This is a genomic window from Thermomicrobiales bacterium, from assembly GCA_037045155.1.
Lineage (GTDB): Bacteria > Chloroflexota > Chloroflexia > Thermomicrobiales > CFX8 > JAMLIA01.
In genome coordinates, this window is record JBAOIG010000003.1 from 120,900 (window position 1) to 135,229 (window position 14,330).

At 65.7% G+C, this 14,330-nt stretch carries 14 protein-coding genes; 8 read left to right on the plus strand and 6 right to left on the minus strand.

The genetic code is table 11. The features are described from left to right. The first annotated feature begins 1,002 nt into the window (after positions 1–1,002). The gene (locus V9F06_03705) at positions 1,003–2,865 is read left to right on the plus strand and encodes a hypothetical protein (protein MEI2616735.1); all 1,863 of its coding nucleotides are present in this window, start codon (positions 1,003–1,005) and stop codon (positions 2,863–2,865) included. A gap of 508 nt (positions 2,866–3,373) precedes the next feature. Here V9F06_03705 and V9F06_03710 read toward each other — a convergent pair. Beyond that, positions 3,374–4,273 (minus strand): succinylglutamate desuccinylase/aspartoacylase family protein, encoded by a 900-nt coding sequence (locus tag V9F06_03710; protein ID MEI2616736.1) that lies wholly within the window; start codon positions 4,271–4,273, stop codon positions 3,374–3,376. A 103-nt stretch (positions 4,274–4,376) separates the two neighbouring features. Here V9F06_03710 and V9F06_03715 point away from each other — a divergent pair, with 103 nt between their 5' ends. The 3 genes from V9F06_03715 (at position 4,377) to V9F06_03725 (ending at position 6,029) form a co-directional block, all read left to right on the plus strand. After that, entirely contained in the window at positions 4,377–4,820 is a 444-nt protein-coding gene (locus tag V9F06_03715; GenBank protein ID MEI2616737.1) for a hypothetical protein, read from the plus strand. A gap of 174 nt (positions 4,821–4,994) precedes the next feature. Beyond that, a complete protein-coding gene (locus tag V9F06_03720; GenBank protein ID MEI2616738.1) occupies positions 4,995–5,249 on the plus strand; it encodes a hypothetical protein in 255 nt (84 codons plus the stop codon). Between the two features lie 30 nt (positions 5,250–5,279). Further along, a complete protein-coding gene (locus tag V9F06_03725) occupies positions 5,280–6,029 on the plus strand; it encodes an arginine deiminase family protein (GenBank protein MEI2616739.1) in 750 nt (249 codons plus the stop codon). Between the two features lie 49 nt (positions 6,030–6,078). Here the strand turns inward: V9F06_03725 and V9F06_03730 are convergent, their stop codons facing one another. From V9F06_03730 to mnmA, 5 genes are all read right to left on the minus strand, one after another. Continuing rightward, positions 6,079–7,419: a serine hydrolase domain-containing protein gene (locus V9F06_03730; GenBank protein ID MEI2616740.1), complete on the minus strand. Its 1,341-nt coding sequence runs from the start codon at positions 7,417–7,419 to the stop codon at positions 6,079–6,081. A 37-nt stretch (positions 7,420–7,456) separates the two neighbouring features. Next, a complete protein-coding gene (locus V9F06_03735; GenBank protein ID MEI2616741.1) occupies positions 7,457–7,789 on the minus strand; it encodes a YtxH domain-containing protein in 333 nt (110 codons plus the stop codon). 43 nt (positions 7,790–7,832) lie between these two features. Continuing rightward, positions 7,833–8,246 (minus strand): hypothetical protein, encoded by a 414-nt coding sequence (locus tag V9F06_03740; GenBank protein MEI2616742.1) that lies wholly within the window; start codon positions 8,244–8,246, stop codon positions 7,833–7,835. A 140-nt stretch (positions 8,247–8,386) separates the two neighbouring features. Next, a complete protein-coding gene (locus tag V9F06_03745; GenBank protein ID MEI2616743.1) occupies positions 8,387–8,650 on the minus strand; it encodes a hypothetical protein in 264 nt (87 codons plus the stop codon). Positions 8,651–8,671: 21 nt separating this feature from the next. Then, positions 8,672–9,967, minus strand: a complete 1,296-nt coding sequence (gene mnmA / locus V9F06_03750; GenBank protein MEI2616744.1) for a tRNA 2-thiouridine(34) synthase MnmA — start codon at positions 9,965–9,967, stop codon at positions 8,672–8,674. Between the two features lie 152 nt (positions 9,968–10,119). Here mnmA and V9F06_03755 point away from each other — a divergent pair, with 152 nt between their 5' ends. The 4 genes from V9F06_03755 to V9F06_03770 all read left to right on the plus strand — a co-directional run bounded on the left by V9F06_03755 (position 10,120) and on the right by V9F06_03770 (position 14,234). After that, positions 10,120–10,785, plus strand: coding sequence for a metalloregulator ArsR/SmtB family transcription factor (locus tag V9F06_03755; GenBank protein ID MEI2616745.1), 666 nt, complete (start codon positions 10,120–10,122; stop codon positions 10,783–10,785). A 222-nt stretch (positions 10,786–11,007) separates the two neighbouring features. Continuing rightward, positions 11,008–11,790, plus strand: a complete 783-nt coding sequence (locus V9F06_03760) for a hypothetical protein (protein ID MEI2616746.1) — start codon at positions 11,008–11,010, stop codon at positions 11,788–11,790. A gap of 93 nt (positions 11,791–11,883) precedes the next feature. Beyond that, positions 11,884–12,330 (plus strand): MarR family transcriptional regulator, encoded by a 447-nt coding sequence (locus tag V9F06_03765; GenBank protein MEI2616747.1) that lies wholly within the window; start codon positions 11,884–11,886, stop codon positions 12,328–12,330. Positions 12,331–12,350: 20 nt separating this feature from the next. Further along, a complete protein-coding gene (locus V9F06_03770) occupies positions 12,351–14,234 on the plus strand; it encodes a chloride channel protein (protein MEI2616748.1) in 1,884 nt (627 codons plus the stop codon). Positions 14,235–14,330 lie beyond the last annotated feature (96 nt).

Genomic DNA, 14,330 nt, shown 5'->3' on the forward strand with positions numbered 1-14,330 from the left:
GCCACCGGACACCAAGGGCGGCGCGCAGCCCGATCGCCTGATCTGACTGACGAAGCTCTGGAGGGACCCCCGGGAAACCGGGGGTCTTTTCTTTTTGGGGGACGGGGGATGCGGGATGCGGGACGGGGGCGACGCTGGCCCTTTGTCATCCTGAGTGCTCCGACCAACGTGATGTGTCCTGTATTGTGGTGCGACAGGCATCACCGCTCGTTGTCATTCCGAGCCGCAGCGAGGAATCTCCCCTGGCTGGATACAGTCAGACGCAGGAGAGATCCTTCGGCTGCGCGGGCGCCATCGCCCAGGGGGCACCCGGGCAGAGGATGACAAGGTGCGGGGAGGCTGTGTCCTGTATTGTGGTGCGACAGGCATCACCGCTCGTTGTCATTCCGAGCCGCAGCGAGGAATCTCCCCTGGCTGGGTAGAGTCGAACGCAGGGAGATCCTTCGGTTGCGCGGGCGCCATCGCCCAGGGGGCACCCGGGCAGAGGATGACAAGGGATAGGGAGGCTGCCAACCTGACACTTCATGCTGGTCGGACCACTGAGTAGGCGAGCGCCGTCCCTACGCAGGGATCGACGTCTGCTCTCTCGCCCGGAGGCCACAGCCGAGAGATCTCCCCGCGTCCTTCGCTCCCCTCTCCCCGCGGGGGAGGGGCGGGGGGTGGGGTCCCAGTCGCACGCCGCGCAACTTTCGCGAGCGTCGGTCGTTCTATAAGTGCCCGGAAGATGACGCCGGGGGCGCGAGGGTGAAGGGGTGCGTAGGTACAGGGGTGACGGGGGCCACGCGTTGACAGTGCTGGCCGCAATTCCTATACTCGGGCACAGACCTTACCTGCATCGCGAAGACGTGTGGGGTATCGAAAGGGGGCACGTAACGACGTGATACGCGCCTGCCGCGCTGATTCTTGCGCCGGCAAGTCAACAATGGCCATCATCGGGTTGTGTGCTTGCGATGGGGTTATGGGGTTCATGAACAAGCACAGTGGGGTAAAGGAGCATCAGAGTTGAAGAAGCCCTCTCGGTTTCTTCGGGTGGTAGCCACCCTGGGCATGCTGGCCGGGCTGCTCGCCGTTTTCGGCGCGTCGCCTGCCGCTGCTGCCGCGCCGACACCAGGATGGACGCCGGGTGTTGCGCCGGGCAACCTGACCTGGAGCCTCGACGGCGCCCAGGAAGTCTACTTCCCGTGGGTTTACAACAACGACAACTTCGGCCTCGGCGCTGCCGATGGCTCAGTGTCGATCCAGAACCTGACAAAGAAGGACGGCTACGTCTTCTTCTATGTCGGCAACGGCAATGGTTGGACGTACAGCACCTACGCCTTCCTGGCGGCAGGCGCGTCGAAGACGTTCACCGCCGACTATCTCGGCGTTCCTGCGCCGGGCGCTCCGGTCGTGGCCGGCCTCTATGAGGGCACGGACTCGTATGACGGCTTGAAGTACGTCTGCGAAGGCGACTACGGGCACGACATCAACAACGACGGCGACTTCAACGACTGCGATTACATCGCGGTGAAGAAGACGGACGTTACCCCGCTGTACGCCGCTGGCGTGCTGAAGTCGGCTGTGGCCGGCGCAAGCCTGCCGTACACGACGTCGGCGGACACCGCCGTCTCGGGCTACAACGGCCTGTCCGGCGCTGAGGTCGATTACGACCTGAACGATGATCTGGCCGACGGCGTCTACATCCCGCTGGTCCAGACCAACGGCGGCCCGGGCGGCGCTTGGGACACCCGTGTGACGGTTGCCAACCTCGGTTGGGACGCCAACGCGGCGGTGACGCTGCGGTTCTTCCCGAACGATGGCGACGGCTCCGGCTCGCTGGCGACCGGCTGGCAGCAGAATGTGCTGATCAGCGTCGGCGCTGTCTACCAGATCACCCTCTCGGACTATGTCCCCGAGGGCTGGACTGGCAACGTCCATATCCTGTCGGACGACGCCATTGGCGCGATCGCTGACCGGTACAAGGTCGGCACGAACATGTGGCTGACGAACATCGGCAGCCTGGCGAACTTCGAGGTCCAGGACGATTCGTTCTGCGAGAATCGCTGCGATCCAGACTTCGATGGAGGGTTCTTCTACCCGTTTGCCGGCCAGTACGTTCTGTTCGCCCCGACTGTGTACATGGACTACAACGGCTGGAACACCGGCTTCTCGGTGGCCAACCTTGTTGATATCGACAACAACGTCAACATCCAGTACGTGCACAACGGCAACGCGATTCAGGTCGTGACCCAGCGGCTCGCGCCGCACGGCATGCTCGTGTCGTACCGACCGAGCCAGCCGGATCAGGACCAGAATCAGCAGAACCCGATGTACGACCAGGTTGCTGGCGCGCTGATCCTGTCCGACTACCCGGTTGCCGCGGCGGTTGACGCCGTGAAGTACTTCGGCAACGACAACAACGTCGGCCAGGCGATGACCTACAACGCCACGGCGAACCTGAGCCTCGTTCAGGCGAACCCGCTGGTGCAGAAGGGCAACCCGGCGACGGGCATGGGAGCGACGAGCGGCATCACGATGCTGAACCCGCTGCCGATCCAGAACTCGATCAAGGTGTTCTGGCTGAACCAGAGTGGCTACAACGCCGCGAACTTCGGCGTCAACACCCTGATCATCCCGGCGCAGTCCATCGGGATTGCGTACACGATGACGCAGCACAACCTGCCGAACGGCTACTACGGCTCGGTGATCACCTCGGGCAACCTGCCCTACGTGTCGACGACGAGCAACGTGGACTACCAGGTGCAGGGTGATGGCTCGGTCATCTGGAATAGCTATAACCCGTGCGGCCAGTTCCGCGCATTCCAGGACTGGGACGGCCCGTGCCTCTTCTTCATCAACCCAGGTGTGGGAGTGGTCGCGCCGTAGGCACGCTACCAAGGGCAGCGCGCAGCCCGATCACCCGATCTGACTGACGACGCTCTGGAGGGACCCCCGGGAAACCGGGGGTCTTTCTTTGTGCGTCAGGGACGAGGGACGGTAGCAACTCTCGCGTCCTTGTCATCCTCTGCCCGGGTGCCCCATGGGCGATGGCGCCCGCGCAGCCGAAGGATCTCCCCTCTCGTGCGCGCTCGGTGGGTTGTCAGCGCCAAAGTGGCATAGATGACGGCGTGGCAGCTTACCCCTGTGGTCTGTCATTTTGAGCGCGCACGCGAGGAATCTCTGCTGCATTGGACCCCATCGAACGGGTGGGAGATCTTTCGCTGCGGCTCAAGATGACAAAAAGACGAGGTCAGTTTCCATGCTGGCGTATTCGCCACCTTGGCGTTGACGACCCATTCGGGACGACAAGACGGCGAGATGACTCCTGTCCCGACCGTATCGCCATGACAGACACGGGATCCACTCTAGCCACTCATCCCCCGTCCCTCATCCCTCATCCCCCGTCTCCGACCATATACGCGTAGTCGCCGGTTTCGACGCGGGTGACGGCGCCGCGGGCGAGGATGAGGAGAGTCTCGGGGAAGGGGGCGTGGAAGCGTTCGAGCTCTTCGAACGTCTGCGGATTGTAGGTCGTGCCGAGGAGCGTGCCGCCGGGGATGGCGTCGCCGAGGCGGTCGACGCCGACGGCCGGCACGAGCAGCCCGCCGTGGCGGGGCCGCACGATCGTGAGGCGGTCGAGGACGATCTGGTCGTCGCGCCGTGTTGGCTCGCCGGCGAGCGCGCCGAGGTGGCGCAGCGCGTTGCGCAGGCCCGCGACCGTCCGGGAGATGTACTCCTCGTCGCGCAGCAGCCCGCCGCCCAGCTCGGTGACGACGGTGCGGACGCCGCGCTCGACAGCAACGGCCGAGAGGGTGCCGGGGTAGCCCGGCCCGCGATAGAGGATCTTCGTCCCCAGCGCGCGCGATAGCGGCTCGTCGTTGTCTATGTAGGCGTAGTCGACGGTCGGCAGCGCGCCGCCGGCGTGCAAGTCGATCAACGCGTCGAGTCCCGGCAGGAAGCCGTCGACGAACGCGGCGGCGAGCTGCTCGGTCAGCCAGCCGGCCGGGTCGCCGGGGAAGACGCGATTGAGGTTCTGGCCATCCTGCGGCGTGTGGCGCGTCTGCGCCTGGAAGGCGAGCGGGTTGACGACCGGCGCGATTCGCAGCGTGCCGGCCAGCTCGCGGGGGTCGATCCCGGCGACCAGCCGCCGGAGCGCCTCGACCGGCGCCAGCTCGTCGCCATGCACGCCAGCGGTGAGGCCAACGACGGGACCCGGCCTTGCGCCCACGATCTCGTGGACGGCGATCCGCAGCGGCAGGCCGGTCGACAGGGTACAGATGTCGATGTAGCGCATCAGACGGTGTCCTTTCGGATGTGATCTCCCCACCTCGCACGCGTCCCGTATAGTACCCTCGCGTCCCACGTCCCGCGTCCCGCGTCCCGAAAGGATCCTTGCCGTGCGAACTCTCGTCGTCATCCCACTGCTGCTGATCCTCGCCACCTGTGGCGGGAGCGCGAGTCCGACATCGACGCCGGGGGCGACCGCGCCGACAGCGACGGTGTCGACGCCTGCGCCACTGCCGGCCTCGCCGCCAGTCGGCGCGTTGCCGACGGGGGAAGCCTGGGTGACGCCAAGCGGCGATCTGCCGGGGCCGGTGCGGCTGGCCGTCGGGGCCGCTGCCGAAGCGGCGAGCGTGCCGGTCGAGCAGGTCGTGGTCGTTGCCTGGGCGGCGGTCGACTGGGAGTCGTCGGCGCTCGGCTGCCCGAAGCCGGACATGGTCTATCTGCCGGTGATCACGCCCGGCTATGCCGTCCGGCTCTCGATCGGTGGCAAGGAGGTCGAATACCACACGAACCTGGAGACGACCGTCGTCCGCTGCTCCCCACCTCTGCGCCGCTAGCCGGCCGGCTCACGCCGCTGTTCACAGGTGGCGATCTACGGGGGGCGAACACAAAGGGGCGAACACAAGGTTCGCCCCTACGAGCAGCCGCCCCACCCCCGTCCCCCATCCCTCATCCCCCATCCCCCGTCCCCACCGTGCTACCCTCCCGACGACACAGGGAGGGAGCGGATTTTGGCGGAGATCAGGAATAGCGAGGCGTATTACCATGTCGTGCTGGAGCGCATTCCGCCGCGAGCGGAGCCGCCGTTCGAGGACCGCGCGATGCAGGAGCGCGTCTGGGGCCGGCAGTGGGGGGTCGGCGACGATGTCGGCCGGCTGCGCCTCGTCGCGCTCCACCGGCCGGGCGCGGAGATGGCGACGATCGACCCGGACAAGTACGACGAGTCGATCGAGGCGCTGATCGACGACCGCGAGCAGTGGTACTGACGCGACGAGACGGGGCCGGATGTCGCGCTGATGCAGCGCCAGCACGACGGGCTGCGGGCGGCGCTCGTGGCCGAGGGCGTCGAGATCGTCGATGTCGGGGGCTCGCTGGGCGATGTCAAGGCGGTGTTCACCCGCGATCAGGCGATCGCCGTGGACGGCGGCGCGGTGATCTGCCGGATGGGTCCGGTCGGAGCCGATCCGGGCTATGGCCGGCGGGGCGAGGAGGCGTACATCACGAAGGTGATTGCTAACCTCGGCATGCCGATCCTGCGGACGATCAATGGGACAGGGCTGATCGAGGGCGGCTCGTTCTGCTTCCTGACGCCGAAGGTCGCCGCGCTCGGCATGTCGTTCCGGCAGAACGAGGAGGGCGCGCGCCAGCTGGAGGACGTCCTGCGGGCCAGCGGGACGCGCCTGATCCGCGTGCCGCTCACCGGCCACGCCCTGCACATCGACGGCGCAATCCTGATGGTCGATCATCGGACGGCGCTGGTGAACATGGCGCGGCTGCCGTACTGGTTCCTCGACGAGCTGAAGGCGCTGGGGATCCAGCTGGTGTATGTCTGGCCCAGCGAGGGACACGCGGTGAACTGCCTCGCCGTCCGCCCCGGCCGGGTGATCATCTCCGAGGGCTGCCCGCGCACGCGCGAGCGACTGACGGCGGCCGGCGTCGAGTCAATCGAGATCGACTACAGCGAGATCCGCAAGAACGGCGGCGGCATCCATTGCAGCACGTTGCCGCTCGTCCGAGACAGGGACGGGGGACGGGGGACGGTGTAGGGGCGAACCTCGTGTTCGCCCCCGTGTGTTCGCCCCGCTGGGGTGGCGGTCAGTCGCGTTCGGCGAGGCGGCCGCCGTTGCGGATGAATCGCGGGCGGGCGCTGTCTCCGTCAAAGAAGTCGACACGGCGGCCGGCGCTTGCGCCGGTGGTGACGAGGAACTCCCGCTCGCCGACCGGGGCAAGATGGTCCGCCGGTGGGGTCGTTCGCTTGCCGGAGAGCGCGCTGATGCTGGTTGCCTCCAGCCGCAGCCCGTCGTCCTCGACACTGACGGTGTAGACCGCCTGCGGCTGGCTGTAGTGGCCGGCGATCGCGTCGAGCTGCACGTCCGTCAGCGCGACACGTTCGGGGTCGCGCAGGTCCATGCCGAGGTCGTCGGCCAGCGCCCACTTCTCGACGGCGTTGTAGAGCGCTGCGCCCCGGCCACTGTTGGTGAGCATCGCGATTGCGTAGTCGCGGCCGGGGACGGCCGTCAGTCGCGCCTGGAAGCCGTTGGTCGTGCCGCCGTGGCCGATCAGCTTCTCGCCGTCCACCCACCGGATGTCCCAGCCGAGGCCCCACTCGTCGGCCCAGTTGCCCGCGATCGTCTGCTTCTCCTGCATGGCCGTCGCCGATGCGGCAGAGAGAACCTGCCGGTCTGCGAGCTTGCCGCTGTTCATGTGCATCTGGGCGAACGACAGGAGGTCGTCGACCGTCGAGATGATCCCGCCGGCCGGGTTGACGCAGCGCGGCAGCGGGTAGCTGCGGGCGATTTCCTGCGCGTCGCCTGCCGGGTCGATAAGTGTGTGGCCGACGGCCGCCGAGTGGACGATCGCCTCGTGGGCGAAATAGACACTGTCGTCGAGGCCCAACGGTTCGAAGACGCGCTCGCGCATGGCCTGCTCGAACGTCAGGCCGAGGACCTTCTCGACGACCGCGCCGGCCAGATTGAAGCCCACGTTGCAATATGCCCAGGAGCTCCCCAGTGGCGTCCACTGGCGCAATGTCCGGAATGCCTCGACCGACTTTGCCAGCGCGTCGTCACCCATGCCGAAGTCGTCGAAGAAGTCGCCGTAGATGCCGCTGGTGTGTGTCAGCGTGTGGCGCAGGGTAACGCCGGCCTGGGCAGTTTCGTCGGCCAGCCGGAGGTCCGGCAGGTAGGTCACGATCGGCGCGTCGAGGTCGACCTTGCCCTCGTCGACGAGCAGCATCACGAGTGTCGCGCAGAAGACCTTCGAGATCGACCCGATCTGAAACAGCGTGTCTGGCCGGGCCGGCTGCCCGGTTTCCAGGCTCGTCACTCCCCAGGCGTGGAGACTGCGCTTGCCGTCGCGCAGGATCCCGACAGTGACGCCGGGAACCGTCCAGCGCGCCATCTGCTCGGCGATGATCGCGTCGAGACTCTCGCTCATCAACTCTTACCCTCACCCCCGGCCGCCACGTGACGGCTTACTCCTGCCGGTGGATCCGGCGCATCAATTCCGTCTCTGCCTGCTCTGCCTCGTCAACAAGCGTTTCCTCATCGACGTGGGCGTAGAACGAACGAACTCCCCGCTCGCGCAGCCCGATGCCGGTCTGCCAGACCTGTTCGACCATGCGCCGGCCGGACTGTGGCGCGAGGGCGAAGCCGACGATCAGGCCGACCGCGACGCCGAGCAGGTAGCCGCTCACGAACGAGAGCGACGATGTGTCGCCGCTCGTGTCCTGCAGCGTGCTATCCCAGTCGATCTCGCGCCAGGTCTCCCAGGGGGTCGATCGTTCGCCGTGAGGCATCCGCTCCATTCGATCCTCCTGCCCGGCCACCGCTCAGCGCGGCACGCAGGCGCTAGTCGTCGGGCAGCGTCGAGACACCCTTGCCCTTGCGGTCGCGGCCGGCCGCGGTCTTGACCATCGCGCGAGCCTTGGCGATGTTGCCGTAGAACGAAATCATCGGCGAGGCGACCTCTTCGGTCATGAACGAGGCAGTGCCTTTCACCCGGCTGGCAGTCTCGGTCAGCTGCTCCAGCATCGGGATGATCTTGTCCTTGATCGCGAAGGCGACCCAGACGAGGACGGCCGACACGACGACGAGCAGGATCGTCATCACGACCGAGATCAGGCCGATCAGGACGATCACGATGTCGCGCAGGCGCTCCAGCGCGGACTGGCGCTCGCCGCCGAGGAGGTACAGTCCGACGATCACAATAATGAATGCGACCAGCGCGCCGACGCCGATCAGGATCCCCTTGGTCTTGGTCATTCGTTGCTACCCCCTTGCCTACGCACACGACTACTCGCCCCGTCGTCGCTTCCACGCTGTTCGGGCGCATGCCGCGCATCCATTGTTGCACGATCGTGGGTTGAGGTCATGCCTCGAGCCGCGCTCGTGGCCGGGATGGATCAGCGAGCGGCGCTGGGAACCATGAAATACCAGGCAAGCCCCAGTAGCAGGAAGGCGCCGGTCAGCGAAGAGAACAACGGGATGCTGCCGAGCGGGAGCGCCTCAATGCCGAGCGCCACCCCGCCGATGTACCCGAGGAAGAATCCGGCGACCGCGCTTGCCCAGTAAACGGGCCACTGCCAGAGTCGCCGGCCGAGGATGGCGTGAAACCCGGACCCGAGCGCGGTGGCGATCGTCAGGCTGAGGATGATCGACGGCGACATGATCGCTTGGCTCCGTCCGCGCTAGCTTGCGACCGACAGGCCGGGCGCGTCGGTCGCGCGGATCGTCCCGCCACCCAGCGCTTCATCACCCTGGTAGAACACGATCGCCTGTCCCGGCGCGACAGCGCCCGATAGCCCGGTTGCCCGGACGATCACCGCGCCCGGCAGACCCGGCTCGACGGTTGCCGGATATGCCGTCCCACGGTAGCGGACGACGATCTGGCAGTCGAACGGGGCATCTGGCCAGCGGTCGTCAGTGAACGAGACACCATCGGCGACAATCCGGCTGGTCGCCAGCTCCGAACGGGGCCCAACGATAAGCAGATTCTGCCGGGGGTCGAGGCGGAGCACGAAGAGTGGCTCGCGCGCGGAGACGCCGAGGCCCTTGCGCTGGCCGACAGTGTAGTGAAGCAGGCCCCGGTGCTGGCCGACGACGTTGCCGGCGCCATCGACGATCGGCCCGGGTGTCGTCATCCGCCCCGCCTCCTCGCCCAGTCGTCGGGCGACGAATCCAGCGTGTTCGCCACTGGCGACGAAGCAGAGGTCCTGGCTCTCCGGCTTGTCAGCGACCGGCAGGCCGAAGCCACGGGCCAGCTCGCGAACCTCGGTCTTGCGCAGCCGGCCAAGCGGAAACTGCAAATAGGCGAGCTGCTCCTGGTCGAGGGTATGGAGAACGTACGACTGATCCTTCTGGTCATCTACCGCGCGGAACAGGTGATAGACCCCGGCGTCGTCACGCTCGATCCGCGCGTAGTGGCCCGTTGCGAGGCCGTTCGCGCCGAGCATCCGCGCCTTGCCGATCAGATGGCGAAACTTGACGTGCCGGTTGCACTCCAGGCACGGGTTCGGCGTTCGGCCCGCGGCATACTCGCTGACGAAGCGATCGATGACGCCGGCCTCGAACTCCTTCGCCATGTTCATCGCGTAGAAGGGCACATCGATTCGTTGGCACGTGGCTCTCGCGTCCTCCATTGCATCGATCGAGCAGCATGGGTTGATGAAGCCTTGCTCGTCTGGCGGGTTGTAGAGGCGCATATTGACGCCGACGACACGATAGCCGCGCTCGCGTAGCACCAGCGCCGCGACTGCCGAATCAACGCCACCACTCATCGCGACAACGATCGTCTGGCCGCTGCCGTCGATCGGGCCGGTATCGTAGCGGGAGAGCAGCGCGCGAGCATCCTCTGTGGAAAGCCGCGGTAGCGAGGTTGGCAATTGCCGCGCAGGACAGCTCGCGCCACCCGCGCCCGGGATGACGAGCGGCGACTGCGAGGGTATGAGCGGGATGATCGGATTAGCTCGGGTCGTCGTGGGCATGAGATCCTTCGTGATCGAGTGCGGTCGTGCGGATTCAATTGTACCCCCGACGCCAGACGACGCGCGGCGGGCGGCCGTGGTGCTTATGTTATGATAGCGGCCCGCGCGGGGTGTCTCCCCGGCGGAGAGTCGACTCCACCCTGGATGCCTCAATGCCGAGTGAAACGGTCCATCCGCAGCGCGGCAAGACGCGCGCCGACATCCTCAATGTCCTGAAACGTTCCGACGGGCTCACCGCTGACCAGCTCGCGGGACAGCTTGGCATTACCTCGATGGCCGTTCGCAAGCACATCGCCGCGCTCGAATCCGAGGAGTTGATCGATTCATCGATCTCTCGCCGGCCGATCGGCCGGCCGGCCCGCGTCTATCGCCTCTCCAAACAATCCGACAGCCTCTTCCCGCGTCGATACGATACGATGGCCGTCGACCTGCTGATCGATCTCGCGGCGATGGATGGTCCGGGCAAGCTCGACCTGCTGTTCAACCGGCGCGCCGACCGGACTTTTGAATACCTCGAACAACGCCTCAGCAGCGCGCGGACGCTTGGCGAACGCGTGAAAGCGCTCGCCGAGGGAATGGATGACCTCGGCTATCTGGCCGACTGGAAGCAGGTCGGCCCTGGAACCTATCTCGTCAATCAGTACAACTGCGCGATCCAGCGCGTAGCCTCTGCCTTCCCGCAGGTCTGCTATTACGAGCTCGAAACGTACCGACGACTCCTCGACGCCGATGTCCAGCGCAGTTGCCACCTGGCATCGGGTGATCATCTGTGCTGCTACGTCGTGACAGAACACGCTCCGGGGGATGCCGCCGGGTAGGCGCGCCGCCGGTCTCGTCTTCCTTGTCGTGGCCATCTCGCCGCTGTATTGTGTCAATAGTCTTCCGTGGGCCAGTTATCAGGCGCGACGGGTATCGCGCGAGAATCGCCTTCTGCCGGCCAGAGATGCCGGCCGCGCGGTTCAGCACCCGCCGTTGGTGTTTCGGATCCCCTGCAATTGGCGTCACAATTTCATTATGGGAAATGCAGAAGGGACGATGTAATGGCCCATATCTATGCCGGCGAGCTCAGCATGATCGACCCCGAGGTGCTCAATGCGATCAAGCGGCTCCCCGATTCATTCTGGGCATTCGCCGAGTTCAACATCGGCCGCAACGTTGACTGGTTCATTGTCCGCCCCGACGAACGTTCGACACTCATCCTCACCGAGCTCAAACGAGCTAGCACGCCCTTCCGCGGCGAGGTGAACGGGTTGTGGGACAAACAGTCCCCGACCGGCGAATGGGAGGAGGCGCCAGCGAACAACACTGACACAAATCCCTACTGGCAGGCGGTCAACACGGCGAACGCTCTGGCCGACTGGCTCTGGAACAACCAGCAGCTCTATCGGGAGGTGAACGATATCCGACCGCCTGGCGAGTTTCGCGTCTGGCCTGACCTGCTCCTGCTCAGCCCACCTGGCACCCAGCATCGTCTCCCGCTTTCTCCGCCCAGCCGATATGGCCGTTGGTGGTTCACCGTGGAGGAGTGGCTCCGTCATGTCGATGCCTGGATGCCCAAGACTGGCGTTCAGCTGACCCCCCGCGAGGTCGAGAACCTGGCAACCTCGTTGCGATTGACCGAGATATGGCCGGGCGGCGACGCCGATGATGCCCTTCGCCCAGTGGCAGGACCGATCAAGTCGCCAACCCCGAGTTTCAACGTGAACGCATTCGCGACCTACCTCCAATCGCTGGACGATCGCCTGACCCGGCTGGAGCAGCAGATGGCTGCATTGTCCGCTCCCGACCCGTTGGAGCAAGATGACCCAGACGAGCGGGCATGACGCCGGCCGTCCAGCGCTGGCACGTGTGGGGGCTAGCGCTGGATCACTGATCCCCCTATACTTATATCGTGTTACGATGTATTGTGAGGGCAGATGCGCCGATCACCGATCGACATCGACGACCACCGGGCACTCGCGGAGTTTCGCTATCAGATCCGCCGGTTTCTTGCGTTCAGCGAACGCGCCGCTCGCGAAGCCGGAATCGAGCCGCAGCAACACCAGCTGCTGTTGGCGCTGACTGGATTGCCGGACGGGGTTGCGCCAACCATCGGCGAGCTGGCCGAGCGGCTCCAGATCCGGCACCACAGCACGGTTGAGCTGGTTTCCCGGCTCTCCCAGCGCGATCTGGTGCGCCGCGTGAAGAACCCGGCCGATCGTCGGCAGGTGTTCGTTGAGATGACAGACGACGGTCAGGAGATTATGGCGCGACTGTCGGCGGTCCATCTCGAGGAGCTACACCGGGTGGGACCCGAGCTTGCTCGGGCGCTGAGCGCGATTGTCACCGAGTCGACGCAAGCTGCCCCCGATCGCCGTGCGTAGCGGAGGGGGAGATTCTGACGATGTCGATACCGGACGGGGAGGCGAGCCAATCGAGGGATCGTCGCGCGACGATACAGATTGAAGACCTGCCGCGCGTGAGCCCGGACGACCGGGCGATGGAGCTTGGCGATTTTACGACGACCGCCCGGGTGATCTTCATCACTGCGGTCGCGATTGGCCTCGGCGTCGTCAGCGCCGGCGTCGCCTGGTTTCTCCTGAAGCTGATCGGCTTTTTCACGAACCTGTTCTTCTTCGGCCGGATATCTGTTTCGATGGCCGACCCAGCGGATTCGCATCTTGGGTGGGCGATTGTCGCCGTCCCGGTGGTCGGCGCGTTGATCGTCGGACTCATCGCGCGGTTCGGTTCGGAGCGCATCCGCGGTCATGGCATCCCCGAGGCGATCGAGGCGATCCTGATCAACGGCTCGAAGGTCGAGCCACGGGTCGCGTTCTTCAAGCCAATATCGTCGGCCATCTCGATTGGCTCCGGCGGGCCGTTTGGCGCAGAGGGCCCGATTATCATGACCGGCGGCGCGGTCGGCTCGCTCGTCGCCCAGTTCCTGAGGCTGACTTCGGCGGAGCGCAAGACGCTGCTGGTGGCCGGCGCGGCGGCCGGCATGGCGGCGACGTTTGCCGCGCCCGTCGCGTCGGTCCTGCTGGCGGTCGAGCTACTGTTGTTCGAATGGAAGCCACGCAGCCTGATTCCGGTGGCGCTGGCCAGCGCGACGGCAGCGGTCGCCCGACGGTACATCATCGGCATCGGCCCGATCTTCCCGACTCCTCCGCATCCTGAGTTCATCGGTATCTCCGGCATTCTTGGCTGCGTCGCGATCGGTGTCCTCGCCGGGTTCATCTCGCTGGCGCTGACGGCAGCGGTCTACTTCTTCGAGGATGCGTTTCACAAGCTGCCTATCCACTGGATGTGGTGGCCGGCGATCGGCGGTGTCGTCGTCGGCATCGGCGGTCTCATCTTTCCTGAGGCGCTTGGCGTTGGATACGGAACGATCGGGCGGCTTTTGCAGGGGGATCATGCCTCGAGCCTGATCCTCGGGATCCTGCTGGTGAAGTCGACGATCTGGGCTGTCTCGCTCGGTTCTGGAACGTCGGGTGGCGTTCTGGCGCCATTACTGATGATCGGCGGCGCGGCCGGCGGGCTGGCTGCCTATGTCCTTCCCGACCGCGGCCCCGGCTTCTGGCCGCTGATCGCGATGGGCGCGATCATGGGCGGCACGATGCGCTCTCCGTTTACCGGCGTCGTTTTCGCGTTGGAGCTCACCCACGACATCAATCCGCTCCTGCCGCTGCTGATCGCCGTCACCATTGCCCACGGTGTGACGGTGCTCGTCCTCAAGCGCTCGATCCTGACCGAAAAGATCAGCCGTCGGGGCTACCATGTCAGCCGCGAGTACTCGATCGATCCGCTGGAGATTCTGTTCGTTCGCGAGGTGATGCGGTCGAACGTCGATGTCCTGTCGATGTCCGTCTCATTATCCGAGTTGCGCGAGCTTCGCGATCTGCGTCTCTCCGATGACACACACCTCGGCCAGCGCCTCTACCCGATCGTCGACGACTTCGGCACGTTGGTCGGGGTGGTGCCATCGAATCGGGTTCAGTCGGCGGATGGCGACTGCCACTCGGTCACCGACTTGCTGCTGCCCAACCCGGTCGTTGCCTATCCCGATGAGCCGCTCCGGCTGGTCGTCTATCGGATGGCCGAGACAGGTCTGACTCGCTTCCCGGTGGTCGAGCGGGAGACGCGCCGGGTGGTCGGCATGATCTCATTGAACGATCTGCTGAAGGCGCGTGTGCGGAATCTGGAGGCCGAGCGACGCCGCGAGCGGATTCTGCCGGTGCGGCTTACAAACCCTCTGACCGCCCGCCGGAACAACGTCATCAGCAACTAGCACGCGGGATACTCCGGCTGGTCTCGCCGGCCATCGACAGCGGGCGCAATCGCGCTAGACTGCTGGCATCAATCGTTTCGAGAAGGGCGGGATCCA